The following is a 26,717-nucleotide window of genomic DNA, read 5'->3' on the forward strand; positions in this document are numbered from 1 at the left end:
TGAGAGGGTTTTGCGTGGTGAGCTGTCTATTTTTTAAAATTACGCAAGGAATTACAGATAAATGTGAGTCATCACATTCGTTAATAGCAATTAATAACTATTAATTTAACATAATATACATTATGCGAAATGGATAATAAAGGTATTTGGGTGAGGATTCGTATTCGAAATCTGAGCCCTGTCAGTTATATTGAATTGCTAAATTTAAAGCTGGAGCGCAGTTATGAGATATGTGATTGGTTTAGTGTTTGTGTTTGTTAGTTCTTGTAGTTTTGCGAACGTCTTTTTTAAAGTTGAACATCAGACGCAACCAACAGCTTATCTATTTGGCACCATGCATATGATTTGCAATGCCGATGTTCGAATACCCGATTCTGTTATTGACGCATTTGCCGACTCCGAGCAACTGGTCGTTGAAATTGATTTAACGGATCATGAGCAACAACGTTTCTTACAGCAAAATGTTGCACAACATCCAGCAAATTACCTTGAGAAGCACCTAAGTAATGAACAACAACAGCGCTTAAAGACAATCATTGAAGATCAACTGGGTTATAGGTATCAACAAATCAAAAGCTTACGGCCGATCTTTATCAACGCCCTATTTCTCCAACATTTTTTAAATTGCCAGCAAGATCCGTTGTTGTTAGATGAACTGTTTATACAACAAGCTCAGGTGACTAAAAAACCAATTGTTGGGCTCGAAACAGTCGCCATGCAACTCGCATTATTTGACCGCATCCCGCTTCAAGAGCAAGTTCAAGCGTTATATGACATGGCGGTAGAACCTTCGCAAAGTCGTGAAGATTTGCAACAACTACAAGCGATTTATCTCGAAGATAATAGTGAAAAACTTTTTCAGGTAATGCGCTCCCAAGATGATTTTGATACGTTCGAGCAACCTTTTTTGAGCCAGCGAAATAAGAATTGGATGATGGATTTACCTGAGCTAATTGCAGCAAAATCGACGTTTATTGCTGTTGGTGCTGGGCATTTAAGCGGTACTGATGGTTTATTGAGCTTGTTACGTCAGCAAGGCTATGACATCACGCCAATTCCGCTTGAATTTATTCCGCAGCAATAAACGCAAAGCATGGCTTCAGTCGCGTACGGTGGTATCATGAGAGCATATAAGGGAGATTAGATATGCGCATTGCTGCTACAGCACTACAGCCACAAATTAATGAATGGGCAAGCCAACGCCCTTCGACAACGTCGCCAAGCGCCCTAGTGGGCCAACAGCGGGCATTGTCTGCGTTACAACAAGCATTGAGCATTGGCGGACGTTACGCTCATGGGTTTGTCGTCACACCCGCCGGCATGCGCACGTATGACGTTCTCAATGAGGTTGAATCGAAACAACAATGGTTACACGCAAATAAATTCGATTGGGTATACGTTGCCAATCCAGAATCAGCATATGAACCGCTATGCGTTAATTTACCGAGTGGTAAAGCCAACGATTTTTTAGTGAAATTATGGGAGTTATTGCAAGCAGATGTTTCTATTCGTAGCCCTTTACGTGATTTCATACTAGAAACATTTCCAAGCGAGCGAGTCGCCAAATACATCGCGTTGGTGATTGATAAAACTTTCGAAGATTTACCTGGCTCTGAACTGGCAACAATCATTGTGACGCACAGCGAAAATGAGCCTTTTATTTTGTGCGATCGCGTTACTGAAGCCAGCCTATTTGGCAGTATTCGACTCCAAAGTGTGGAAGGCACAATCTCTTCCGACTTACACTTGATTGAAGCTGGTGCGGTTTTGAAAGCCAATGGTGGTGTTCTTGCGATTGATGCGGAAGAGTTATTAATTCAGCCAGGTTTATGGCGAAAGCTAAAGTACATCTTGCGCACCAGCGAATTTCATTGGCCACAGCCAGGCGACGCTAATATTGCAGCTTATTATCAACCGGAAGCTATTCCGGTGCATATTAAAGTACTGTTATTGGGTGAGCGCGATATTTATGCCCAATTACGCGAGCTTGATCGCGATTTTGATAATTTATTTCCATATTTGGCTGATTTTTCGAGTCATTACTCGTTACAAAACGCGCCACTAGCCCCCTACTTTGATTACTTGAGCTATGTTGAACGTGAATCAGCCGTATTGCCGCTAGAGCCTGATGCGTACGCAGCATTATTTAAATTTGTCACGCGTATCACCGATTTTCAAACTGAATTATCACTCGATACGATAGCTATCATGCAACTGATGCGCGAAGCCTGTGCGCTTGCGCAAGCGATCGGGAATGACAAAATTTCGGCACGAGACATTCATCAAGCCTTGAAACAACGCCACGAACGTGACGGATATATTGCCGAGTTGAGTCGACGCGCGATTATAGAAGGCCAAGTTTATATTGCGACTGAAGGCCAAGTGGTTGGTCAAATTAACGGGCTTACCGTGATTACCGCAGGTGGTCATGAATTCGGCGAGCCGACGCGCATCACCGCCACCGTTCATTATGGTGACGGCGACATTATCGATATCGATAGAAAGTCTGAGTTAAGCGGTAGTATTCACACCAAAGGCGTGATGATCTTAAGCGCTTATATCGCCAATGTTTTTGCACGCAATGAAGCGATGGCGCTTTCAGCGACTATTGTATTTGAGCAGTCATACCATGAAGTCGATGGCGATAGCGCTTCATTGGCGGAGTTGTGCTGTTTGTTATCAGCGCTTGCCGAAGCCCCCATTCAGCAGGGCTTGGCCATCACTGGTGCTGTCGACCAGTTTGGTCGAGTCCAAGCTATTGGTGCAGTAAATGAAAAAATCGAGGGATATTTCGAGTTGTGCCGTACGCGTGGTTTAACGGGCAAACAGGGCGTTATCATACCTGCAGCGAATTTGAGTCAGCTCAATCTTTCTGACGATGTTATTCAGGCTGTGAATAACGAAATATTTCACGTATACGCGATTGAACACGTTGGCGAAGCGCTTGAACTGTTGACACAAGCTGAGCAAAAACAATTATATGCGCGTATCGAACAACGGTTAAACGAGCTCCAACAAATCGAGCGCGAAGTGTCTTGGTGGCGACGTTGGTTTTAAGGATAGTGATATCTTTAGGTCATCTTAATACTAGTCGGACTTGTTAAGCGTACACGTGTTCGCTAATCTAGCGCCTATCCGTATCACTCGATAGGCGTTAGATCTGTGAAACGCAACACTCAACAAGGTATTTATGAAACAATCTAGCTTTACTCGCGAAGAACTCCTTGCCTGTGGCCGCGGCGAAATGTTTGGTCCAGGCAATAGCCAACTCCCCGCACCTAACATGCTGATGATGGATCGCGTGGTTGAAATTACGGAAGACGGCGGCGCCTATGGTAAAGGCTATATTCATGCAGAATTGGATATCAATCCAGACCTATGGTTCTTCGATTGTCACTTTATTGGCGATCCTGTTATGCCTGGCTGTTTAGGTTTGGATGCAATGTGGCAACTCACTGGTTTCTTTTTAGCTTGTCTGGGTGGTCCTGGCCGTGGTCGTGCGCTGGGTGTGGGTGAAGTTAAATTCACTGGGCAAATCTTGCCAACCGCCAAAAAAGTCAGCTATTTCATTGATATGAAACGCGTACTCAAGCGCTCTTTGTATATGGGGATTGCTGATGGACGTGTGGAAGTTGATGGGAAAACAATTTACACCGCAAAAGATCTCAAAGTTGGTTTATTCACCGACACCTCAACATTTTAATTGATTCAAAAATGTAAAAAGCCCGCTTCGCGGGCTTTCATTTAGGATTTTTTAGATTCTGGTTCTAGCGGAATAAACCGCCACCTCGCGCTTCCATGGCATCTCGCCAACCGCCTAACCACTGTGACCGTACGTCTTGATTCTGGTAGGGACATAGTTCTTTTGAACGACCAGATACTCCGGCTTTAAAACCTTGTGCATGCGCACGTTCTAGGCGATCGCGTTTTTGTCGTTTCATAGTTCACTTCCTCGTCCAGTTTTTGTTCATCTAACTATTTTTAAGAGAGCGTCGACGATGTTTCTGTTAGCAATATTTCTTAGAAAGTTCGCGAGATTTTTTGACGCTCTATTTAATAGATAGCAATTCTGTACGGGAGTTCAAACGAAAAAAACGACGTATTTTCGAGCGACCTTTTAAGTCAATGAAAACACGCCGTTTATTAATGATAAATTACTTAGAATAACTTGTTTAGTTAGGCGGTAAATTTGCGTCTAAGTGTAATAAGACCACCAATCAATAACATAGAAAAGATACCCCAAGGACTCACTGCCGCACCTTGACGAACAATCTTATCTTCTTCGGTTGTGCAACCCGTAAACTCGCCACTTTCAGGATTCAAAATCAGTGTTTCAGCAACCTGCTCGCGGCGAACATCACCATTTTCATCGGTATATTCGCGCTCGGTTGTCGCCGTGACCAAAATCTGGTTTTGTTCGTTGATTGAATCACCCGATACAATAAAGTAATCCGAATCACAGCCAATAGCTTCATTAAGATTAATTAACCCCTGTTCAGGGTTATTTAGGTCAAAATAGTAACCAGCTCGGCGACGTGTCGAATCAATCTGCGTATCAACTTCAGCACTGCCAACGATGATGCCCTGATTATTAATCGCATTTGGATACGTTGCTGACCCGTTAAATAAGGTTGGTAACGTTGTAAACGTATCATCTTGTACTGAGTAAGTGAACGGAACCGCACGACGCGTGCCTTGGATGTTCTGCAACACATAACCGATGGCAATATCGTCATCGTTAATATCGGTCGCTGCACCCCACAGGTAATCCTCATTCGTAGTTACTGGGCGTGTCTCACCGTCGACAAATATCGCCGGCATTTTAATCCGCCCACCAACTACTGGTTCCGCACCAAAGTAGGTCCAACTCTGGCCAACAGCAATGCCGTTGTTATTTACTGCGTACGCGTAGGTCGACCATACAAACTCATCGTCTTCAAGACGTTCCATTAACGGGGCGTAAGTTGTTTGACTCACAACACCGCCTTGCGCATCAAGTTGCCAAACTGTGGCGTGAACGTCATAAATCGTGCTATTTGTTGATAACTGTGCGCCATTAAATGAACTTAAGTTACTTGCCGTTCCATTTTGATAAGTATGCCAAGCCCCCCATGCACAGGTATAAGGCGTTGCCGCCGATGATGGGTCACTCTCAAGCTCTAAACACGACGCAATACGTGTTTGTGCCTGTGGCGTTAATGCAACACTTTGAAAACCAACCGCAACGTTATTTTCATTAATATCGAAAAGCCCTGACTCACCACCTAAAAGTGTTTGCTCAGTTGGTTCTAGCAATTGATGATTGGTACCGTCGTACCATAAAGCACGGCTGGTGAAGTCACGTCTTGCGTAATTAATGGTTACCGGATCAGGCGTTTCTTGCCCTTCTTGTGCTTCTGGTTGATAGGTATGATCAAAGCGCGTATACGGCGCACTAGCGATGCCAACGCGAATATTATTTTGATTCAAACCCAAAAATTGATGATCAGCCGAATTTAATTGGCTTGATGCACCATCACCAGCGGTGTTGAGCAATGCTGGCATGGATACGGATTGTCCATCGTAATCACCGGCAAAATTAACCGCTAATCGCAGCGATGTTAACGCACCATTAAACCGATCGTCTAACCGTTGCACTAACGCTAAGTATTGGCGATATGTCAGTTCATCAGTCGTCGGGTCGAATTCGGTTGAAATTCCAGATTCAGCCAGTAACGAGTCACTAATTAAATTGAAATCAAGCTCTGCCGCCAACGGCATACGCATATGTAGAGCTGTTAAGCCTTGATCATTGATTGCAACGCCATAGGCATTTTGCACTGTGTCTGGTGTGGTAATCCGTTGAACGGTGTAATTTTGAGCCGCAGCCATACCACTTAATGATGCGGCAATGGTTGCGACAAGTATTTGGGTTTTAAACTGTTTCATAGACGGCTTAACTGCTCTCTTGTTGTAAATTTTCTAATTCATCCCAGCGCTCTAGCGCTGCCATCAGCTCATTCTCTAACTCACCTAAGCGTTCTAGCACAGGCGCAGTTACCGTATGCGGCTGATTATAAAAATCAGGCTTATTTGCTTGTTGCTCTAATTGTTCTTGTTCTTGTTCAAGCGCTGCAATGTGTTCGGGAAGCATATCCAACTCACGTTGCAACTTGTAGGATAACTTTTTCTTTGGCTCAGCAGAAGCCCGCGGCTTCGATTCTGGCTTGTCTGACCGAGTTTCCGATAATTTAGTTCCCTGCTTTTCATTGAGATAATGATTAATTTCAGTGAAGCCGCCAAAAATCTCTGTAATAACGCCCTCGCCTTCAAAAAGCAGCACGCTGGTGGCGGTGTTATCAACAAACTCTCTGTCGTGACTAACCAGAATAACTGTTCCTTGATAATCGGCGACAATTTGCTCCAACAGTTCAAGCGTATCAATATCTAGATCGTTGGTTGGTTCGTCCAGAATTAAAAAGTTACTCGGTTGCAGAAATAATCGCGCCAATAATGCTCGGTTTCGCTCACCACCAGACAATGCTTTGACCGGTGTCCGCGCTTGCTTGGGAGAAAATAAAAAGTCCTGTAAATAACTTAATATATGGCGAGTTTTACCGTTGTAGGTCACATCCTGTTTACCATCACCGATATTTTCGGCAACTGAAAGTTCAGGATTCAATTGCGCGCGGTGTTGGTCAAAGTATGCAACTTCTAAATTCGTACCATGCTTGACCTTGCCTGAATCAACCTCTTGTTGACCCAATAACACACGAATTAATGTACTTTTACCACAGCCGTTCGGACCAACTAGTGCAAGTTTGTCGCCCCGCTGTAGGGTTAAATTAAAATCACGAAGAATAACTTTGTTATCAAATTGAAGTTGTAGGTTTTCACCTTCAAATACTAACTTACCTGAACGATTAGCTTCTTGAACTGCTAATTTGGCAGAACCTTGCTGCGCACGGCGAGCTTGACGCTCTTTACGTAACGCTTGGAGTGCCCTAACCCGGCCTTCGTTACGAGTACGTCGCGCTTTAATACCCTGTCGAATCCAAGCTTCTTCCTGGGCTAATTTTTTATCAAATTCAGCATTTTGATTGGCTTCGATTTCTAACTGTTCTTGTTTCGCTGTTAAGTACTTTTCGTAGTTACCTGGAAAGCTCGTTAAATTACCTCGATCAAGGTCAATGATGCGCGTTGCTAAGTTACGAATAAATGCTCGGTCGTGACTAATAAAGAGCACCGCACCACGAAATTCTTTCACTATTGATTCAAGCCATGTCACCATTTCCACATCTAAATGGTTGGTTGGCTCATCAAGCAATAGCAAATCTGGATTCACGACAAGCGCACGAGCCAAAGCAACACGGCGTAACCAACCACCCGAGAGCGAATCCATGGTCGCATCCTCCGGTAACTCCAGTTGGCTTAAAATACTCTCGATTCGCGACTGTAATTGCCAACCATCCGCGGCCTCGATTGCCGTTTGTAAGCTCGCCATGCGCTGTAATATCGCGTCGTTGGTCGGATTTTCATTTAACTCAAGCACTGCATGATGGTATTGCTGTAGCACAGCGCCAACATCAGCCAGTCCTTCAGCTACATAGTCGTAAACTGATTGCGATGAATTGGCCGGTGGATCTTGTGGTAAGCGCGCTACAACGGTCTCGCCGACCACCTGCACTTCACCGTCGTCAAGTAACACCTCGCCGGCGATAACTTTCAATAAAGTTGATTTGCCCGCCCCATTACGGCCAACAATACAGACCCGTTCGCCTGATTCGATGACAAGATCGGCGTGATCGAGAATTGGATCGTTACCAAAGGCCAGTTGTGCTTGATGTAAACGGACTAAATTCATGAATTCAAAAATTCCTCGAGCGGTTGTGCAAACGGCCAGCGCATTTCGGCGTCATCGCGGGCGCGAATTAATACCGGAATTAACCAAGCATATTCCTGTTGGAGCTCTTGTTGCTCTGAAATATCTACGATATGCAATCGAATCGGGTGCTCTGGCTGTGCTTGATGTAGCATTCGTAGAGCTTCATCACACAACGGACAATTCGGTTTGGTTAATAAATAAAAATCAGTCACTCTGGCGTACCTTGAACAAATGATGGATGCCTTTGTGACGCGCGAAATCAGGAGAGATTGAGCGCTTGGTTAAATCATCTGCGACCAGATAAGCCTCCGATAGCAATTCTTCATCTAACTTGAAACGCCGTTTATTATTCGAAAATAAAATAACTCCGTTATCTTTTAATAAACGTGCGGCTAATTTAAGCAGCATGACGTGATCACGCTGAATATCGAGAACATCTTCCATACGTTTTGAATTAGAAAATGTTGGCGGATCAAGAAAAATTACATCGTAACGTTGTTGCGGACGTTGTTCGCGTAGCCATTGTAGACAATCTGCTTGTACGAACTGATATTGGCGACCATATAGTTTATTGAGGGTAAAGTTACGCTGCCCCCATGCCAAATAAGTCTTTGATAAATCAACCGAGGTGACGTCTTTTGCGCCGCCTAAAGCGGCATGCACAGAAGCTGAGCAGGTATAAGCGAACAAATTAAGTACCGATTTGTCATGGCTCAGTTTACCGAGTTCACGACGAGCCCAGCGATGATCAAGAAATAGACCAGTATCGAGGTAATCGCTTAAATTCACTTCAAATTGCGCATCGTACTCATGAACGACACGAACCAAGCCGCGCGGCTCTTGTTTTTGATACTGTTGCTTACCCGATTGCTTCTGACGGACTTTCAATGTCATATTTTCAGCCGCAAATGGTAATTCTTGCGCAAGCGTATCGATCAAATACCACAGTCTATCCTTCGCGACCGCCTCAGGAATATCTTTGGGTGCTGCATACTCTTGAATAACCAAGCAATCATCATAAACATCAACGGCCGCGTTATATTCAGGGAGATCAGCGTCATATAGCCGCCATGCGTTAACCCCTTCTTTTGCCGCCCATTTTTCGAATTTTTGCCAGTTTTTACGGAGTCTATTCGCCAAATCGCTGGATTGCGTTGTAGTAAACTCTGGTTGCTCTTGAGTTAAGTCATAAAGCGCTAAAGTGGTCTCGATAGCACCATTAAACAGCTTATATTTACGCTGACTTCGTAACTTCATGCGTTTTAACAGCGTATCATCTCCCGCTAACACACCTACCTGCCAACCTTGGAAATGCTCACGCAGTTGTGCACCGAAACGCCGATATAATAGAAGCGTTTCTATCTCCTCGCCTAATCGTTCACCATAAGGCGGGTTACAAATAAGTAGTGGCGTGCTGTCGCCAGCAGTTAATTCAAGCGGTGCAGTTACTTGTTCGGCATTCATCGTTTGCCAATGACATAATTCTTCAATGCCAAGTCGCATTGCGTTTTGTTCAGCGATGGCAAGCATTTTGGCATCACTGTCATAGCCAATAAAACGCGCTTTAGATTGCGCAAGTGCTGTTTCAAAGCGTTGCTGCGCGGCGCTTAATACCTGCTGCCACACTGATTCGTCATGACCCGCCCACTGTTGAAACCCCCACTCGGCGCGAGTTAAACCAGGTGCACGGTCAAGGCGAATCATGGCCGCTTCAAGCAGAATGGTGCCTGAACCACAAAACGGGTCAAGTACCACATTCGTGTTTTGCGTCATGCCGCTACGTATAGCCACAGCTGCGGCAAGTGTTTCGCGTAGCGGTGCCGTTCCCTGCTGCTGGCGATAACCACGTTTGTGTAAGCTTTCACCAGAAAGATCCAGATACCAGGTTAATTTATCTTTTTGAATATGTGCGTTAATTCGAATGTCTGGCAATTCTTTGGATACATTCGGCCGCGATAATTCTTGCTCACGAAAACGGTCAACAATGCCATCTTTAATCAGCTGTGCACCAAATTGTGTGTGGCGAATTTCATGACTACGTCCACTGAAATCGATTACGAAGGTTTGATCTGAGCGAAAGACTTGCTCCCACGGCGTTTGCGCAACTGCAATAGGAATATCTTGTGCACGTTTTATAAACGCCTCGCCAAGGGTCAATAACACGCGGTTAGCTAAACGTGTCCATAAACAAACACGATATGCATCTGTTAGAACACCCTGAAACCAGCAACCGCCGGCAGTTTGCCGAACTTCGTTGACACCAAGTTGGTTTAATTCATCAAATAAAAGAGGTTCAAGCCCTTTGGCGCAAGTTGCAAATAAGCGAAGTGACGTTGACGTTGTGGTCATGGATGTTTCTAAGTTGTGTAACATGCCCTTATTATAACGGACTCACACTGCCATGTATTGTGTGTATTATCGGAATTGATGGTTTATTAAGCGGTTGAACGGGAATCGTTTATTTATTAGGCGAACGATTCAATCATTACTTGCGTTTGCCTATATCACGCTATAACATGCGCAGCATCGGACGCGGGGTGGAGCAGTCTGGTAGCTCGTCGGGCTCATAACCCGAAGGTCGTAGGTTCAAATCCTGCCCCCGCAACCAATCCTTTCGAATACTCAAAATAAGATATTAGATATTAGCTATTAGATATTAGATATTAGCTAAATCCAAACATCACTTTCCAATATCTAATATCCAATATCCAATATCTAATAACGCTCTTGCTTTTCAATTTCCCAGTTTTTATTTAGCGTGGCGGCATAGCCCTCCTCGCCTAACCACCGCATATATTCAATCAAAATATGCTGAATTTGATCTGGGCTACTATAAACAATCTGCTTACCATTTAACCCAGCAAAATCGCCACCGCCATTCGCGCGATAATTATTTGTAACTACAGCGTACTGTTGCTCGTCATTCAAAGCAGGAATTGTCTGCACGCGTTTACCAATTGGCTGGGTTGGATCGATACGGTAATTGATCCCGCTAAATGTATCGAATTGATAAGACGGAATCTCAGAGTCAAGCCAGCTCCAAGGGTCGTCTTGATTGCCAGATTGTAACGCTTTTGCTGATTGTTCTAACCATTGTTTTAGATTTGCTCCGCTAACCACAACGACATCCAATGTATTGGGATAACGGTACAAATCGCCAATGTCGCCAAGGGTTACTGGCCCAGCTTCAATTGCAGTGTAGGCACCATTAGCACTTGTCGCTTCATTAATAGCCGCATGAAACGGCGCGACCGCGCTTAATCGTGGTAAATTTGTCCACGCCAGTTCGGCGTTTGTATGTGCATAGCGCTCGATATACCAAAGTTGAGCATCGTGTATAAACTGCATCGCTAACGTAGGCTCTAATCGCGCATACTCTTGACTCAAAGGCGCTTGAGTTTGCCCGATGGCCTGTTGCATGAAAGCTAAAGTCGCTCGATGCGCAGGCTCTAACTGTGCAGTGAGTTCCCCATCGCGTTCAGCTGTCACCGGTTTTACTGATGCCGATTTAGATTTCACTACCCAACGCTTTTCGGCAGCGGCGTAATGAAACACGAAATCGATAACACCCAAATACTCGCCATGTAAGCCAGGTTGAACGGCCGGAATCCCAAAGATCGTTCCCTTTTCGCTATTAACATGCGCGAGTAAATCGTAGCTATCCGTGCCAGGAAATATTTCGTGTTGATGGCCGAATATAATCGCATCTATGCCGTCTAACTGAGCAAGCCCCCAAACGCCCTGTTCACTATCTTGCCCGTTTGAAGTTTGCTTTGGCATTCCCGTATGTGCCACCAGAATAACGACGTCCGCACCTGCTTGGCGCGCTCCTTCAACTGCTCGCTGGGCGGCAGCGACCATCGATTCGACGTTGACATGATTGCGCAAATGATGGGCATCCCACTGCATGATTTGCGGTGGTAAAACACCGACTAAACCTATATTAACGGTGAATGCTTGTGCGGTATCGTCAACACTTGTGGATACCGTTCTCGGAATCACAACAAATGGTTGATGATTTAAATGTTGCTTAGCGAATTCTGAGGTAGCTGTTAAATTGGCACTTAAAATGGGCGCTGATACACCAGAGTATGCACGCGACAAATATTCTAAGCCATAATTGAACTCGTGATTCCCCAGATTAACGGCATCATATTGCATTCGATTCAGCAACTCGGCTAATGGCAACTGTGTTTCAGAAGTCGCTGCAGCAACCATATAGTCTGTAAACGGTGAGCCTTGAATTAAATCACCGTTTTCAATTAATAGACTGATATCTGCGGATGCTCGTTGTTGGTCGATTAAAGCAGCCGTATGAACGAGTCCTTTCGACTCACGTTCCCGAGTGAAATAGTTATATCCGGTGAAGTGACCATGCACATCACTGGTTGCCATTATGCGAAGAGTGATTGATTCAGCACTGACGGTATAACTGGTCATACAGCAAATTCCGGCGATTAAACTGCGATACCACATAGCAAATTAAGCTTGTCGTAGGGTGTCAGTAGTCGATTGAGATTGACTCAATGCAGGTTGAAGACGATTGGGCATTACTTTAATCACATCGTATTGACGTAATACTTTAATGTCTGACAGCGGAAATTCGTCGGCTAATACAAGACATTCGACAAACTCGCCTTCGATTGAACTGATAGCACAAAGAACATCGGCCAAACCCGAGTTAAGCCGAACTAATGTGCCAATTTCTAACGCGCTATCAAGGGGATGTTCAGCTGTTTGAAAATACCAGCTTTGCGGCATTTGCGGCCGCCCGAAGCGTTGATAAATGGTGTGATTTAGTGCCGCAGCAAGAATGACCGTCGGTGATAGGCAGTTGGATGCTTCTAATGCATCAAAAAAGCTTTGAAAAGTTGCCGCATCCTCCATGGAAAATGCAGCATTCATGGCATACAACGGAACCAACTTCGAAGGCTTGTAAGGCGCATTATGAAATACGCCTTGTTCAAGCTCTATTTGCAATTGTTGTTGCTCTGGATCGTAAATCCATCGCCATTGCGAAGTTGTGTGCACACGATTACCTTTATAGTTGTAATTAGCTATGTGTTGTTAGATAACCGTTAAAATATCGAAATCTAATTCGTTTTACAAGGCATTCACAATATTGCGAACTAATTGCGGACCATGATAGATAAAGCCAGTATAGATTTGTACTAAACTAGCACCCGCTTGTAACTTCGCTTGCGCAGCCTCTGCACTATCAATACCGCCAACAGCAATTATCGGCAGTTTGCCGTTCGCATGCTCGGCAATAATTTTTACAACATGCGTGCTGCTATCAAATAGCACTCGACCACTTAAGCCACCCGCTTCATCAGCATAAGGCAAGCCAGCCACGGCATCGCGACTCAAGGTCGTATTGGTCGCGATAACTGCATCGATTTCGTGTGTAATGAGTGCGTCTGTAATTGCTCGAATGCCTTCATCAGTTAAATCAGGTGCAATTTTAACTGCAATAGGTACATATTTATCATGCTGTTGAGCTAGCTGATTCTGTTCTTCTTTCAACGCCGAAAGTAGATCGTGTAACGCACTTCCATGTTGAAACTCACGTAATCCTGGCGTGTTCGGCGATGATATATTCACGGTGATATAACTCGCCAGTGAATATACTTTGCGCATACAATGCAAATAGTCCTGAACGGCTTCGGCTTCGGGGGTATCCTTATTTTTACCAATATTGATACCTAACACGCCTTTGTACTGTGCTAATTGCACCTGCTCTACTAGGTGGTCGACACCTAAATTGTTGAAACCCATTCGATTAATAATGGCTTCCTTTTCAACAATGCGAAATAAACGAGGCTTTGGATTCCCCGGCTGAGGTCGCGGTGTCACGGTTCCTACTTCTATAAAACCAAAGCCCATTTGTGCAAACGCATCAATACACTCGGCATTTTTATCCAGTCCGGCAGCTAATCCAACCGGATTCGGGAAATCGATACCTATTACGCGAACCGGTTTGCTTTGCAACCGTTGGCGCCATGCCAATGATACAGGCGTGTGCGCAAACCGTTTGAGCATATTTAGCGTGAAGTCATGTGACTGTTCAGCATCTTTGCTGAACAGCCACTTGCGCATTAATCCATACATATTAAGCGCTGACCGCCGTACAGTTATGGTTTAATAACATTAACTCACGTAACGCGACCGAGAACTTGGCGAACTCATGCGTTTTTGTTGTGCGGAAATCTGACAACATAACTAACCAACGGTCGACGTACACTTTGTTGTCAGACAGCCATGATTCAACTATTTCAACAGCATCGCTCTTGGCATCTGCAGCTTTTAACATACTCATGGTCAATGAGCGTTGCTGCCAATCAAGCTCTTCGCGGAAGGCCGCTCGAGCAAGTGCTTGCCAATGGTTATCCACCGGTTGACTATTAATTTGATCAAGGAACCAGTGTAACGACACGCGAGAACCCAGATTGAAGTACGCTTGTGCAACGGTGCCCACTTTGCGTCCAGTTTCATTGGTAATGTCAGCAATATCCAACGCCGAGAACAAAGTGCTTAAGGTGCCAATATTATGCGCCAATTTTGCTGGTACGCCCTGCGCTTGCAGCTTATCGATTTGTTTTTCGATTTGCGCACGTTCATCATCGACCAAATAATTCAGCACATTCTTACGCAAGTCGTCAAAACTTGCCTTGTAGAAATCCAAATGCTCTTGAATCGTTGTCAAATTCGGGTTGCGATGACGCAGGAACCAACGCGTCGCGCGACGCACGACACGGCGTAACTGGAATAACATGTTATTCTGTACGTCAGCAGGGATCTTGTTATTACCAGCTTCAATTTGTTCCATCAAACCGCGCAAATCGAAACATTCACGCGCAACCACGTAGGCTGAGGCAACTTCAGCTTCAGTTGAGCCGGTCGCATCTACTTTGCGGTAAACAAAGTTAGGCCCCATGTCGTTAACGATGTTATTCGCTAAGCGCGTTGCGATAATCTGCGCACGCAATGGGTGATTTTCCATTGCATCTGCATACTTCTCTTGTAACGGTTTAGGGAACGCATTAATCAATGAGCGCGCGTGGAATGGATCCGACATAATCGCATCATCAAGCAACTGCTCTTTTAGAACCATTTTGCCGTAGGCTGTAATAACAGCCAACTCAGGACGGGTAAAGCCCTTGCCTTGCGCCTGACGTTCAGCTAGCTCATCGTCATCTGGCAAGAATTCTAAGGCACGATTTAACTGCCCTTCACGTTCTAAATGATGAATAAAGCGCTGTAATTCTTTCACCTGATCAGAGCCACGAATCGCGGTCACTGAAATTGATTGGGACTGACGGAAACAATCTTTGATTACAATTTGCGATACTTCGTCGGTCATATCGTAAAGTAACTGATCGCGCTGCTTACGAGTTAAATCACCATTCGCAACTAAACCGTTCAGCAAAATCTTAATGTTAACTTCGTTATCTGAACAGTCGACACCACCAACGTTGTCAATTGCGTCAGTATTGATACGTCCACCGGTACGTGCATATTCAATACGGCCTAACTGGGTGAATCCTAGGTTACCGCCCTCGCCCACGATCTTCGCGCGCAGTTCTTTACCATTCACACGTAAAGCATCATTAGCGCGGTCACCAACGTCACTGTCACTTTCTTTGGCTGATTTAACGTAAGTACCGATACCGCCGTTCCATAACAAATCAACGTTCAGCGTTAATAATGCTTTGATTAATTCATTTGGCGTGAATGATTTCTTCTGCGTATTAAACAGCTTCTTCATCTCAGGTGACAGCTCAATCGCTTTTGCGCTGCGCGAGAAGATACCACCGCCTTCTGAAATTAATGACTTGTCGAAATCTTCCCACGATGAACGTGGCAATTGGAACATACGCTGACGTTCAGCATAAGTTTTTTCCGCATTTGGGTTCGGGTCCACGAAAATGTGCATGTGGTTAAACGCACCAACTAAGCGCGTATGCTTTGATAGCAGCATGCCATTGCCAAATACGTCACCTGCCATGTCGCCAATACCTACCGCTGTAAAATCAGTTGTTTGGCAATCAATTCCGATTTCACGGAAATGACGCTTAACTGACTCCCATGCACCGCGTGCGGTAATCCCCATTTTCTTATGGTCATAGCCAACTGAACCACCAGAGGCAAAAGCATCGCCCAACCAGAAATTATACTCAGCCGAAATACCGTTCGCGATATCTGAGAACGTTGCGGTACCTTTATCGGCTGCAACAACTAAATAGGTGTCATCTTCATCGTGACGAACAACGTCGGTTGGTGGCACAACTTCGCCGTTGACAATGTTATCGGTGATATCAAGTAAAGCGCGGATAAAGGTGCGATAACATGCTTTACCTTCTTCAAAAAACGCATCACGCTCTTCTGGCAAGTGTTTACAGAAGAAACCACCTTTCGCGCCTACTGGTACAATCACCGTATTCTTAACTTGTTGCGCTTTAACTAGCCCAAGCACCTCAGTACGGAAATCTTCACGACGGTCTGACCAACGCAAACCACCACGAGCAACTTTACCACCGCGCAAATGAACACCTTCAACGCGTGGTGAATAGACAAAAATTTCATACTTCGGCAATGGCAAAGGCATTTCTGGAATCATTTCTGGCATAAATTTCACAGAAATGTATGGTTTCTCGTTACCCTGTGCATCGGCTTGGAAGAAGTTGGTGCGAAGTGCCGCCAAAATCAATTCAACATAACGACGAATGATACGGTCGTCATCGAGGTTAGCGACGTTTTCTAGCTCAGAACTAATACGAGCTTCCAACGCTTCAATTTTCTTGTCTCGGCTCTTTTCTTTCGGATCGAATTTTGAGTAAAACAGTTTAACAATTAATTTTGCAATCAATGGGTATTTGCTGAACGTGCTTTCAATGTATGATTGACTGAATGTGGTGCCAATTTGGCGCATGTACTTGGCGAACATACGCAAAATAACAACTTGGCGACCTGTTAAACCAGCACTTAATACCAACCGGTTGAAACCATCGTCCTCGTAGTGACCATCCCAAACCTGAGCAAATGCATTCTGGAACACGTCACGGCTGGCTTCCAAATCAAGCTTGGCATTGCTGTGTAGCATTTGGAAATCAAGGATCCAGAAAACGCCACCATCCGAGGTTTTAATTTGGTATGGGCTTTCACCGATAATGCGTAACCCGAAATTCTCGAGCATTGGCAGTACGTCAGACAAGTGAATTGGCTCGTCTTTATGGAATAATTTCAGACGAATCTTTTTGCTTGTTTCGTTCTCTTCACGCGAACGATAGAACAACATTCCCAATTTGTGATCGTCATCGAGTGCTTCTACCTGCGCAATATCGGCAATTGCGACAGAAGGCAAAACTTCTTCTTTATAGGCGCGTGGGAACGCGTTGGCATACTTTTTATTTAATGCATTCGCTTTTGCTTCACCGAAAGTACTACTTAAAATACGCTCGAAATTGTCTTCCCAAGTACGTGCCGCTTCAATTAGATTCTGTTCAAGTTCTTTCACGTCAATGTCCTGTACGTGTGCGCCAAGGCGAACGGTATAATGCGTTCTAGCCAGCGATGATTCTGAGAAATAGGTGGTAAAATCGACTTCACTGTTGCTTGCTAACGTGCGTGCAAGAATTTGCTGCGTCTTTTGTCGTAACAAAGTGTTGTAGCGCTCTTTCGGAACGTAGACCATGCACGAAGCGAAGCGACCAAAAATATCGCGACGCACGAATACGCGCGTCATATCGCGCTCTTGCATCTGCAAAACGCCCAGCCCTACTTCGAGCAAATCATCTTCAGAAGCTTGAACAATTTCGTCACGCGGGTAAGTTTCAAGAATATTTAGCAGTGCTTTCGCTGCATGCGAGTTTGGAGCGAAGCCTGAATCTTCCATGACGCGACGGATTTTATCGCCAACTAATGGAACATCGCGGGCACTATTGTTGTAGAAGCTGCTTGAATACAGCCCAATGAAACGATCTTCGCCAATAACTTTACCGTTCTTATCAAAGCGTTTCACACCAATGTAGTCGCAATAAGCAGGACGGTGTACACGTGATTTGGTGTTGGTTTTGGTGAGTAATAGAATATTCTCATCAAACGTCATATCTCTCGCAACTTCTGGCAATGAAGAAACCAAACGGTCTTTGTTGGTTGCACTCTTGCGCATTAAGCCAAGACTAGATTCAACGTTTTGGCGAATAACGTAATCGCCTTCAACTGGCTTCAAATCGTAACGACGATAACCCATTAAGGTGAAATTATCTTGCGCTAACCAACTTAAAAAACGCTGCGCTTCTTTTAATTGCTGTTGGTCGCCAGGGTATTTAATGTCACTGAGACTTTGCGCTATTTCACTCAAGCGCTCACGCATTGGTAACCAGTCTGAAACGGATAAATTAATTTCATCCATGACCGACGCTAATTCTTTTTTAAGCGTGGTAATTGCTTCTTTACTGGTTTGGCGATCAACCTCAATCAAAAATACCGTATCGACTTCATTGTCGTCATTACGCGTGCCGGCTTTTAATAACTCAACAATATTGTTATCAGCATCACGCTTGTGGCTAATTGGTAAATGCAACAATAAATGCGAAGTGATGCCTAGGCGTGACAACGCCATACGAATTGAGTCCACCATAAATGGACTATCCGATTGAATAATTTCAATGATGGTATGCGCTGACTCCCAGCCGTGACGTGCCACTTCTGGGTTATAAATTTTGATGAGTGCTTTTTCACCAGGAATGTAATCGTTGAAGCTATGCCACAACCCCATCACCGCACCATACATATCGCTGTCATTGCGCAGCGACAGATCATCCGGTGAGATATTGCGGAATAACCTCATCGCAAAATCGGTGATCAAATCGGCTCGATTGGTGGCGCGCTGCTGAATCAGATCAGCCACCTTCTGCAATACAACGGGGATCTGGCCTTCGCCAAACGCATTCATGATGGTGTCCTTTTTACGTGATAGATATAACGAAGCTGCAATAGTTACCAAGCGTAACTATTACCCAACGAAATAATTACTATCATTGTCGGACATTTAGGTTGGTTATTCAATGCTTATTGTCATGAAAAAATCAGTGTTCAGACCACGAAATTCGGGGTCTGAACATGATTATGAAGATGCTTTGCATGTTTATTACAAAAGCGCCAATTATTAGTCTAATTTGTCGCTAAACTTTGACTGATTTTTTCGTCTAAATCGGTCGCTAAATTGGGTATTTTTTGTAGTTGCTCTAGTTCTGCTTTTAACAACTGTTGTCGATGCGAATCAAATCGGCGCCATTGTGTTAACGGTGTCACGAGACGCGCTGCAACTTGCGGATTCTTATCGTTCAAATAACGAATCATGGCACTTGTCATTCTATACCCTGCTCCGTCTTGACGATGGAACTGCGTCATATTACGACCAAAACTGGCCATTAATGCGTATTGGCGGTTCGGGTTGTTACGATCGAACTTCGCATGTTGTTGTAGCTCCGCAACACGTTCAACCACTTCTGGTTGTGGTGCACTGGACTGAATGGCAAACCATTTATCTAAAACTAACGGGGTGTCCTGCCATTGCTTTTCAAAAGCATCAAGCAATTGTTGTTGGCAGGACAGCTGTAAGTGAACGGCTATCTGCAATGCACTTTGTTGTGCGGTCATATTATCTGCCTGATGATAATACTCGGCGACCACGGCACTATACTGTGCAGGCGCATGCAAAGCGATATAGTACAGTGACGTGTGCAACCAGCTACGCTGCCCAATTTCAGCGCCAGTTAATTGATATTCTGCGATGTTTCTAGCATCCCAAACGCCTTTAAAAACATCAAATAGCTTTGCAGCTAACTGTTGGCGTAATTCTTGAACAGCAGTAAAAATTGCATCCAACGGAATTTCTGTCGAATAATACTCTGCTATTTCTTCAACGGTCGGTGGTGTAAACACGAACGATTTCAACGCAGGATCTACATTCGCTTGCGCAAATTTTGTAAACGCTTCAGCCACTGACTCCGGCAATACCAATGGTGATTGTTGCGCCACTGCGTCGCAAATTAATTTTACATAAATATGCTGTGCAGCCTCCCAACGAGAAACTTCCTGATCCGCGTGGCTTAATAAAACCAGATTATCTGTAAAAGATTGTACGGCATCTAATTTAATTGGAGCGCTGAAGTTTTCTAATAAGGCCACCACTGGGCGCTCAGGCAGATTCGGAATAACAACGGTTGCTTGCGCTTCGGTGAATTCAAACAATGTGCTACCAGATTCATGCTCTCGTAGCTGGTTGCTTACCAGCGTGAGTTTTTCTCCCTCTTTTGAGTAGGCGCTTAAAAGTACTGGGATATGAACTGGTAGTTTAGTTGCTTGGCCTGGCGTTGGTGGCGTTGTCTGACTGAAGTTTAACGTTAATGTTTGAGCGTGCTCATCATATACTTGCTCAACGCGAACAGTCGGCGTGCCGGCTTGACTATACCACCGCTTAAACGTTTGTAAGTCGGCCTGATTCGCATCTGCCATGGCGGCCACGAAATCATCACACGTTACCGCTTGTCCGTCGTGACGTTCAACATATAGCCGCATGCCCTTTTGGAAACCACCCTCCCCAAGCAAAGTGTGTAACATTCGAATAACTTCGGCGCCTTTGTTATATACCGTCACCGTATAAAAGTTATTCATCTCAACCACTTTGTCAGGTCGAATTGGATGCGCCATCGGGCTCGCATCTTCGTTGAATTGATGCGTTCGCATAATGCGAATAGCGTCAATACGATTCACTGAGCGTGAACCTAAATCAGAACTAAATTCTTGATCTCGAAAGACGGTTAAGCCCTCTTTTAAACTTAACTGGAACCAATCACGGCAAGTAATTCGGTTCCCCGTCCAGTTATGGAAATACTCGTGTCCTATCACCGACTCAACGTTTAAAAAGTCTTGGTCTGTCGCGGTTTTAGCATCGGCCAATACATAGCGCGAATTGAACACATTCAGCCCTTTATTCTCCATGGCACCCATGTTGAAAAAATCCACCGCGACAATCATATAAATATCGAGGTCGTATTCGAGATTAAATCGTTGTTCGTCCCAACGCATCGCATTTTTGAGCGAGAGCATGGCGTAATCGGCTTGTTTGAGATTCCCTTTATCAACAAACAATTCAAGACTAACGTCGCGACCGGTGCGTGTTCTAAACGTATCTTTTAATACATCGAAATCACCGGCAACGAGCGCAAACAAATATGCCGGTTTTGGGTGTGGATCATGCCATTTCACCCAATGCGTGCCGTCGTTATTATTACCTTGTTCGACATTATTGCCGTTACTCAGTAAATAAGGATAGTCTTGCTTGTTCGCAATGATTGTTGTGGTGAACTCAGCTAGTACGTCCGGACGATCGAGGTAATAGGTAATACGTCGAAAACCTTCCGCTTCGCATTGCGTACAGAATGCACCACCTGATTTATACAACCCTTCTAAGGCTGTGTTAGCAGCTGGATTTATCGTATTGGTAATCACTAGTTCAAATGGCGAGTCTGGCACTTGACGAATCTCAAGATACTTATCGCTAACAACATACTCATCTGAACTTAACGCGTCGCCATTAATAATAACCGTTTGCAATGACAGGTGCTCACCATGCAAACGAAGCATGGCGCTTTGTTGTTGCGGTACAACACGCATACGACTCGTTACCCGTGTGCACTGTTCATCAAGTTCAAAGGTTAAATCAATACTCTGAATTAGAAATTCCGGAGCGCGGTAATCGCTCCGGAATTTTGCTGCTGTTATTGTCATAACGACCTATATTCTGACTAATTTAAGTGGCGCTTTTGGGCGCTGGTAAACGCAATATACGAATACCTGTGTAGGCATAAAATAATGCGATTAATGGGGTTATCCAATTAAAGAATGCAAACGGCGCATAAATCCATGGGCTTACGCCAAGCGCACCCATCATAAATGCACCACAGGTATTCCATGGTATTAATGCCGATGTAAGTGTTGCGCTATCTTCAAGCGTACGTGACAGCAAACGCGGATCAAGACCGCGACGTTCGAACTCTTCACGATACATACGCCCTGGCAAAACAATAGCCATATATTGGTCAGCGGTTAGCACGTTGGCACCAAAACAAGTGAACAACGTAGCTGCAATGAGGCTGCCAAGGGATTTTACATAGCCGAGCATGCCGGAAATTAAGCGTTGTAAGAGACCAAGCTTCTCCATGATCGCGCCAAACGTCATGGCACTTAGAATCAACCAAACGGTATTGAGCATGCTCGACATACCACCACCGCTTAATAAATCATCCAAATCAGCAGAGCCAGTCTCAATGGTCACGCCATCGCTAAGTGCGGTCCAAACCACTTTGACCGTTGCAACAACTGAAGTATCACCACCTGCCAGTTTACTTACCATTTCTGGCTGAAATATGAGCGCCCACACGCCACCGAGCAAGGCTCCGAAGAATACTGTTGGAAGCGCTGGTTTTCGCGTTGCTGCTAAATACAAAAGAACGAGCAACGGAACTAGCATCACCCACCCGATATTAAAGGTGTTACGCAGCTCTAACTGCATCCGCTCAAGCTCGAGTAAGCTGACTGAATTGTCGGCATTAAAACCTAAGAACACGAAAATAATTAGCGTAATAATAAATGCAGGGCCGGCGGTGTACGCCATATAACGAATGTGTGCGAACAACTCAGTACCAGCTACGGCTGGTGCTAAGTTGGTGGTATCACTTAAAGGTGACATTTTGTCACCAAAGTATGCGCCTGAGACCACAGCACCAGCGGTAATTGCTGGTGATAAATCCATACCCGCCGCAACGCCCATTAACGCCACACCGATAGTTGCGGCGGTGGTCCATGAGCTACCAATAGCGAGTGAGATAATGGCACAAATCAGCGCCGTCGCAGCATAAAACCAGCTCGGGTTAAGTAACTCGAGACCAAAATAGATCATGCTCGGCACAGTACCGGCTAACAACCACGTCCCGATGAGTGAACCTACGGCTAATATAATTAACAAGGCACCTAGGGCAACTGAAATACCCTCTTTGATACCATCTTCAATTTGTTCCCATGATACTTTGTTATAGAAACCGATTGCTAATGCAACGCCGGCAGCAACCCATAGGGCTATCTGATTTGGTCCGTAGGATGAATCTTCACCGTAGAAGTATACCGACAGTGCTAACATTAAAATCAATGCTAACAGCGGTAATGCTGCTTGCAGAATGGTTGGAGTACGCAGCTCCACCTTTGTTGTATTTTGCATAAATAGTCTCTAAAGCCAAAAATTAAAATCGAATAATACCGATCAGTTGTAGAAAAATCAGAATAATTGCTATCGGCGCCAAATAGCGCACGATGAAGTGCCAAATTTTAAATACCAATGGTTGCGTACCCAATTCGTCTTGGCTGTATGTACTCTTCATCACCCAGCCTGCAAAAACAGCAAGTAATAGACCGCCAAGTGGTAATAACACGTTGGATGTCGTGTAATCTATTACGTCAAACCAGCTTTTTAATTCCTTGTCACCCACCTGCCAGCTAATTTGCGTCCAATCCGCGCCGCTAAAGCTGTAGATGGTCACCTGCCCCAGTAACCATAAAGTAAAACCAGCAGCCATTGTTGCGGTCCAGCGACCTAGATTAAATCGCTCTTCTAAAAAAGCGACGGCTGATTCAATCATGGCAATTGCCGAAGTAAAAGCGGCAATAACGAGCATAATGAAAAAGACGGTTCCTAGAGCGGCACCGCCAGGCATTTGGCTGAAGGCAACAGGCAGCGTTTGAAAAATAAGGCCTGGGCCTGCTTCTGGGGTTAATTGACTGCCAAAAACAATAGGGAAAATAGCCAAGCCTGCTAGTAGCGCGACAAATGTATCTGCTAAAGCAACCCAAAGCGAGGTTTGGATAATTGAAGTCGATTTTGATAAGTACGCGCCGTACATAATGACGACGCCAGAGGCTAATCCGAGCGAGAAGAAGGCATGACCAAGCGCTAACATAACGCCGTTTATTGATAACTCTGAAAAGTCTGGAGCGAACATAAATTCGATGGCTGCGCCGAAATCACCGATATAGGCCGCATAGCCTGCGAGACCGATCAACAGAATAACCATCGCCGGCAACATCCACGATACTGCCCGCTCTAAGCCATCCTTGATGCCATTACCGACGACCAAAACAACACCTACGATAATGGCCGCATGCCAGACAGTAAGACGAGCTGATGAACTGACTAAACTACCGAAAATATCGCTAATTTGTGCAACACTGGCACCGGTAAAAGAGCCACTCGCGGCTTCAACCACGTAGGCAAGTGCCCAACCGGCAATAACTGCATAAAAACTCAGAACTAAGAAGCCAGTTGCCATGCCCAGCCAACCGGTTATCTGCCAGAATTTGCTGCGTCCAGACTCCTGAGCGACTTTAAGTGCCGCATAACCTGGACTATGCCGACCGCGTCGACCGATAACGATTTCTGCAATCATGACCGGTAATCCAATACCCGCTATACACAAAAGGTAAACGAGCACAAATGCCCCACCCCCGTTTTCACCAGTGATATAGGGGAATTTCCAAATATTCCCAAGCCCAACGGCTGCTGCAGTAGAGGCAAGAATAAATAGTAATCGGCTCGACCAGCGATTGGCGATTGAAGGTGACTCATGCATGGGTGTTGTTGTCCGTATTTTATTATCGTTGTTATTTTTATAAAAAAGCCGCGATACGCGGCTTTTTGTAACTTACTATTCGCAATAAATTAGTTCATCGCCAATTTATGTGCATCAATCAGGGCAAAACTTAAACTAACTGTTTCTTCAAGGTAAGGGTCATCGATTTCTAAATCAGTCGGAATATCCTCAACTTTTTCAACAGGTTCTTTGCCTAAACGTTCCAAGCGAGCATTGGCACGCTGTAGTTTTTTCTTTTCATCACGCGCTTGTTCTGCTTTACGTTCATCCAAAACTAAGCTCACCCACGTTTTATCTTTCTCGGCTTGGTATTCTTCAATATCTTGAAAAATAAACTTGAATTCAGGATTGCTTGCCACCTGAGAGTCAAGCTTGCTCTGCCATTGTTGAAACTTGGTGGTTGGTAAAACGTTTAGCGGTTCATATTTCGCTGCAGGTAATTGATCCCACGGCAACGCATTCTCTTGGCTGCTTTCACCAAACTCTTCGGCATCAATAATTGACGGCAAGGTTAAATCAGGTACCACGCCACGCATTTGCGTACTACCGCCATTAATGCGATAGAATTTGGCAATCGTGAACTGCACACTGCCTAACGGTTCGTCGTAATTATCAAATGGATACATTTGTAATGCACGATGATGCTGAACGGTACCTTTACCGTAGGTATTTTCACCTACAATAATCGCCCGTTGATAATCTTGTAGCGCCGCCGCAAAAATTTCTGACGCTGACGCACTGTACCGATCTACCATCACCATCAATGGACCATCATAATAGGTTTTGCCATCACGGTCGCCATTGATATCTCGTCGCTTACGACCATCTAAAATCTGTACCACTGGGCCCTTATCAATAAACAAACCCGTTAATGAAATCGCTTCGGCTAATGAACCACCACCGTTACCACGCAAATCAATGACGATACCCTCAACGTCTTGTTGCTGTGCATCGGCAATCAGTTTTTCAACGTTTTCAGTTAACCCGTTGTAGAAACCAGGAATTTCGATGACGCCCATTTTACGACCGGCATACTTGCCTTCTTCAGGCGATTCAATTTCAAGTTTCGCGGCACGATCTTCGAGTTTAACCTTGTCGCGGACAATCGCGATCTCAGTTGGTGTGCTACCTGCACTCTGGTTGGCTTTGATGACTTGCAGAATGACGGTTGACCCCTTCGGACCTTTAATTAGCTCAACAACTTCATCAAGTCGCCAGCCGATAACGTCTATAAACTCGGGCTTTTTTTCATCGCCTTGGGCAACACCAACAATCTTGTCGTCAACCGCTAATTCACCGCTTTTATCGGCTGGGCCGCCTGGTACGAGGCTGCGGATTACCGTGTAATCATACTCGGCTTGCAACACAGCACCGATACCTTCAAGCGACAAATTCATATTTTGCTCAAAGCGTTCGGCGTTACTTGGCGATAAATAGCTGGTGTGCGCTTCAACACTTCGTGCAAAAGCATTCATCACGGTTTGAAAAACGTCTTCACTATTGGTTTGCGTTAAGCGTTTTAACGCATTGTTATAGCGTTTACCGAGCGTTTCCACCACTTCTGGCCACTCTTTACCTGCCAGAGTGAGGTTTAAAGCATCGTATTTAACGCGCTGACGCCAAAGCTCATCGAGTTCCGATGTGGTAGTTGCCCATTCGGCATCCTCGCGTTGAAAGTGATATTTATCATTGGCAACGGTGAAATCAAAAGGCTGATCTTCATCAAGTAAAGATAACGCATAGGTATAGCGCTCAAAGCGCCGATCGAGTGATTTACTGTAAAGTGAATAGGCGGCATTCAATTTACCAGTCAGAATCATATCGTCGAAGAGATGCTTGTATTCCTGAGCTTGTTCTACGTCTGCCGCCAGCATAAACATCTTGCTGTAATCGAGCATTTCAAGATAACGCGCTAAAATTTGTTCGGACAGCTCATTATCAAGTTCCATTTGCTTAAAATGATCGCGTGTGAAAAAACGAGCCACACGACCACTGGCAACCGGGTGTTGCTCTTGTGGTTTCAATTGCGGTAACTCATCAGGAGAATGCGTCGGCGGTATCGCCACTGCTGCGGTTGACATAACCGCTGCCAGAGAAACGATTAAAGCACTCTTAAACTTCACACGCTTGGTCATATTTCCCTA

Annotated in this window: 16 protein-coding genes and 1 tRNA gene; 4 read left to right on the forward strand and 13 right to left on the reverse strand. The window is 44.9% G+C overall.

Annotated features, from left to right (window positions below):
• Positions 1-223 precede the first annotated feature (223 nt).
• The 3 genes from CWI82_RS05845 to fabA all read left to right on the forward strand — a co-directional run bounded on the left by CWI82_RS05845 (position 224) and on the right by fabA (position 3,703).
• Positions 224-1,084, forward strand: a complete 861-nt coding sequence (locus CWI82_RS05845) for a TraB/GumN family protein (RefSeq protein WP_130202915.1) — start codon at positions 224-226, stop codon at positions 1,082-1,084.
• Positions 1,085-1,146: 62 nt separating this feature from the next.
• Positions 1,147-3,057 (forward strand): AAA family ATPase, encoded by a 1,911-nt coding sequence (locus tag CWI82_RS05850; RefSeq protein ID WP_130202916.1) that lies wholly within the window; start codon positions 1,147-1,149, stop codon positions 3,055-3,057.
• A gap of 133 nt (positions 3,058-3,190) precedes the next feature.
• Complete coding sequence (gene fabA, locus CWI82_RS05855) at positions 3,191-3,703, forward strand: 3-hydroxyacyl-[acyl-carrier-protein] dehydratase FabA (RefSeq protein ID WP_092855002.1); 513 nt, start codon at positions 3,191-3,193, stop codon at positions 3,701-3,703.
• A 64-nt stretch (positions 3,704-3,767) separates the two neighbouring features.
• Here fabA and rmf read toward each other — a convergent pair whose 3' ends face one another.
• The 5 genes from rmf to rlmKL form a co-directional block, all read right to left on the reverse strand.
• The gene (rmf, locus tag CWI82_RS05860; protein ID WP_092855000.1) at positions 3,768-3,941 is read right to left on the reverse strand and encodes a ribosome modulation factor; all 174 of its coding nucleotides are present in this window, start codon (positions 3,939-3,941) and stop codon (positions 3,768-3,770) included.
• Between the two features lie 235 nt (positions 3,942-4,176).
• Complete coding sequence (locus tag CWI82_RS05865) at positions 4,177-5,928, reverse strand: DUF3466 family protein (RefSeq protein ID WP_130202917.1); 1,752 nt, start codon at positions 5,926-5,928, stop codon at positions 4,177-4,179.
• A gap of 7 nt (positions 5,929-5,935) precedes the next feature.
• Positions 5,936-7,843 carry an ATP-binding cassette ATPase Uup gene (gene uup / locus CWI82_RS05870; RefSeq protein WP_130202918.1) on the reverse strand — a complete coding sequence of 636 codons (1,908 nt, stop codon included), beginning with the start codon at positions 7,841-7,843 and terminating at the stop codon, positions 5,936-5,938.
• Positions 7,840-8,076, reverse strand: coding sequence for a glutaredoxin family protein (locus CWI82_RS05875; RefSeq protein ID WP_092854994.1), 237 nt, complete (start codon positions 8,074-8,076; stop codon positions 7,840-7,842). The genes uup and CWI82_RS05875 overlap by 4 nt, the downstream gene beginning before the upstream one ends.
• The gene (gene rlmKL / locus CWI82_RS05880; RefSeq protein ID WP_130202919.1) at positions 8,069-10,213 is read right to left on the reverse strand and encodes a bifunctional 23S rRNA (guanine(2069)-N(7))-methyltransferase RlmK/23S rRNA (guanine(2445)-N(2))-methyltransferase RlmL; all 2,145 of its coding nucleotides are present in this window, start codon (positions 10,211-10,213) and stop codon (positions 8,069-8,071) included. Before rlmKL ends, CWI82_RS05875 begins: the two co-directional genes overlap by 8 nt.
• A gap of 182 nt (positions 10,214-10,395) precedes the next feature.
• Here rlmKL and CWI82_RS05885 point away from each other — a divergent pair.
• A tRNA-Met gene (locus CWI82_RS05885) sits at positions 10,396-10,472 on the forward strand.
• Positions 10,473-10,579: 107 nt separating this feature from the next.
• On the opposite strand, the gene CWI82_RS05890 is transcribed toward CWI82_RS05885, so the two are convergent.
• The 8 genes from CWI82_RS05890 to prc all read right to left on the reverse strand — a co-directional run bounded on the left by CWI82_RS05890 (position 10,580) and on the right by prc (position 26,708).
• Positions 10,580-12,304 (reverse strand): 5'-nucleotidase C-terminal domain-containing protein, encoded by a 1,725-nt coding sequence (locus CWI82_RS05890; protein WP_165383883.1) that lies wholly within the window; start codon positions 12,302-12,304, stop codon positions 10,580-10,582.
• Between the two features lie 42 nt (positions 12,305-12,346).
• Positions 12,347-12,895, reverse strand: a complete 549-nt coding sequence (locus CWI82_RS05895) for a cell division protein ZapC domain-containing protein (protein WP_165383884.1) — start codon at positions 12,893-12,895, stop codon at positions 12,347-12,349.
• A gap of 72 nt (positions 12,896-12,967) precedes the next feature.
• Positions 12,968-13,963 carry a quinone-dependent dihydroorotate dehydrogenase gene (pyrD, locus tag CWI82_RS05900; RefSeq protein WP_233340196.1) on the reverse strand — a complete coding sequence of 332 codons (996 nt, stop codon included), beginning with the start codon at positions 13,961-13,963 and terminating at the stop codon, positions 12,968-12,970.
• Between the two features lie 13 nt (positions 13,964-13,976).
• A complete protein-coding gene (locus tag CWI82_RS05905) occupies positions 13,977-18,821 on the reverse strand; it encodes an NAD-glutamate dehydrogenase (protein ID WP_130202922.1) in 4,845 nt (1,614 codons plus the stop codon).
• A gap of 218 nt (positions 18,822-19,039) precedes the next feature.
• On the reverse strand, positions 19,040-21,661 hold the full coding sequence (gene pepN, locus CWI82_RS05910) for an aminopeptidase N (protein ID WP_130202923.1): 2,622 nt from the start codon (positions 21,659-21,661) through the stop codon (positions 19,040-19,042).
• A 22-nt stretch (positions 21,662-21,683) separates the two neighbouring features.
• Positions 21,684-23,147, reverse strand: coding sequence for a Na+/H+ antiporter NhaC (nhaC, locus tag CWI82_RS05915; protein WP_092854980.1), 1,464 nt, complete (start codon positions 23,145-23,147; stop codon positions 21,684-21,686).
• Positions 23,148-23,169: 22 nt separating this feature from the next.
• Entirely contained in the window at positions 23,170-24,552 is a 1,383-nt protein-coding gene (locus CWI82_RS05920) for a sodium-dependent transporter (protein ID WP_092854978.1), read from the reverse strand.
• 89 nt (positions 24,553-24,641) lie between these two features.
• Positions 24,642-26,708 carry a carboxy terminal-processing peptidase gene (prc, locus tag CWI82_RS05925; RefSeq protein ID WP_092854976.1) on the reverse strand — a complete coding sequence of 689 codons (2,067 nt, stop codon included), beginning with the start codon at positions 26,706-26,708 and terminating at the stop codon, positions 24,642-24,644.
• Positions 26,709-26,717 lie beyond the last annotated feature (9 nt).

The sequence above is a fragment of the Pseudidiomarina tainanensis genome, from assembly GCF_004214835.1.
Classification (GTDB): Bacteria; Pseudomonadota; Gammaproteobacteria; order Enterobacterales; family Alteromonadaceae; genus Pseudidiomarina; species Pseudidiomarina tainanensis.

Excerpts from the sequence above, each read along its gene's own strand:
- CWI82_RS05845 (WP_130202915.1), top strand. The coding sequence starts at position 224 with ATGAGATATGTGATTGGTTTAGTGTTTGTGTTTGTTAGTTCTTGTAGT.
- CWI82_RS05850 (WP_130202916.1), top strand. The coding sequence starts at position 1,147 with ATGCGCATTGCTGCTACAGCACTACAGCCACAAATTAATGAATGGGCA.
- fabA (WP_092855002.1), top strand. The coding sequence starts at position 3,191 with ATGAAACAATCTAGCTTTACTCGCGAAGAACTCCTTGCCTGTGGCCGC.
- rmf (WP_092855000.1), bottom strand. The coding sequence starts at position 3,941 with ATGAAACGACAAAAACGCGATCGCCTAGAACGTGCGCATGCACAAGGT.
- CWI82_RS05865 (WP_130202917.1), bottom strand. The coding sequence starts at position 5,928 with ATGAAACAGTTTAAAACCCAAATACTTGTCGCAACCATTGCCGCATCA.
- uup (WP_130202918.1), bottom strand. The coding sequence starts at position 7,843 with ATGAATTTAGTCCGTTTACATCAAGCACAACTGGCCTTTGGTAACGAT.
- rlmKL (WP_130202919.1), bottom strand. The coding sequence starts at position 10,213 with ATGACCACAACGTCAACGTCACTTCGCTTATTTGCAACTTGCGCCAAA.
- CWI82_RS05890 (WP_165383883.1), bottom strand. The coding sequence starts at position 12,304 with ATGACCAGTTATACCGTCAGTGCTGAATCAATCACTCTTCGCATAATG.
- pyrD (WP_233340196.1), bottom strand. The coding sequence starts at position 13,963 with ATGCGCAAGTGGCTGTTCAGCAAAGATGCTGAACAGTCACATGACTTC.
- CWI82_RS05905 (WP_130202922.1), bottom strand. The coding sequence starts at position 18,821 with ATGAATGCGTTTGGCGAAGGCCAGATCCCCGTTGTATTGCAGAAGGTG.
- pepN (WP_130202923.1), bottom strand. The coding sequence starts at position 21,661 with ATGACAATAACAGCAGCAAAATTCCGGAGCGATTACCGCGCTCCGGAA.
- nhaC (WP_092854980.1), bottom strand. The coding sequence starts at position 23,147 with ATGCAAAATACAACAAAGGTGGAGCTGCGTACTCCAACCATTCTGCAA.
- CWI82_RS05920 (WP_092854978.1), bottom strand. The coding sequence starts at position 24,552 with ATGCATGAGTCACCTTCAATCGCCAATCGCTGGTCGAGCCGATTACTA.
- prc (WP_092854976.1), bottom strand. The coding sequence starts at position 26,708 with ATGACCAAGCGTGTGAAGTTTAAGAGTGCTTTAATCGTTTCTCTGGCA.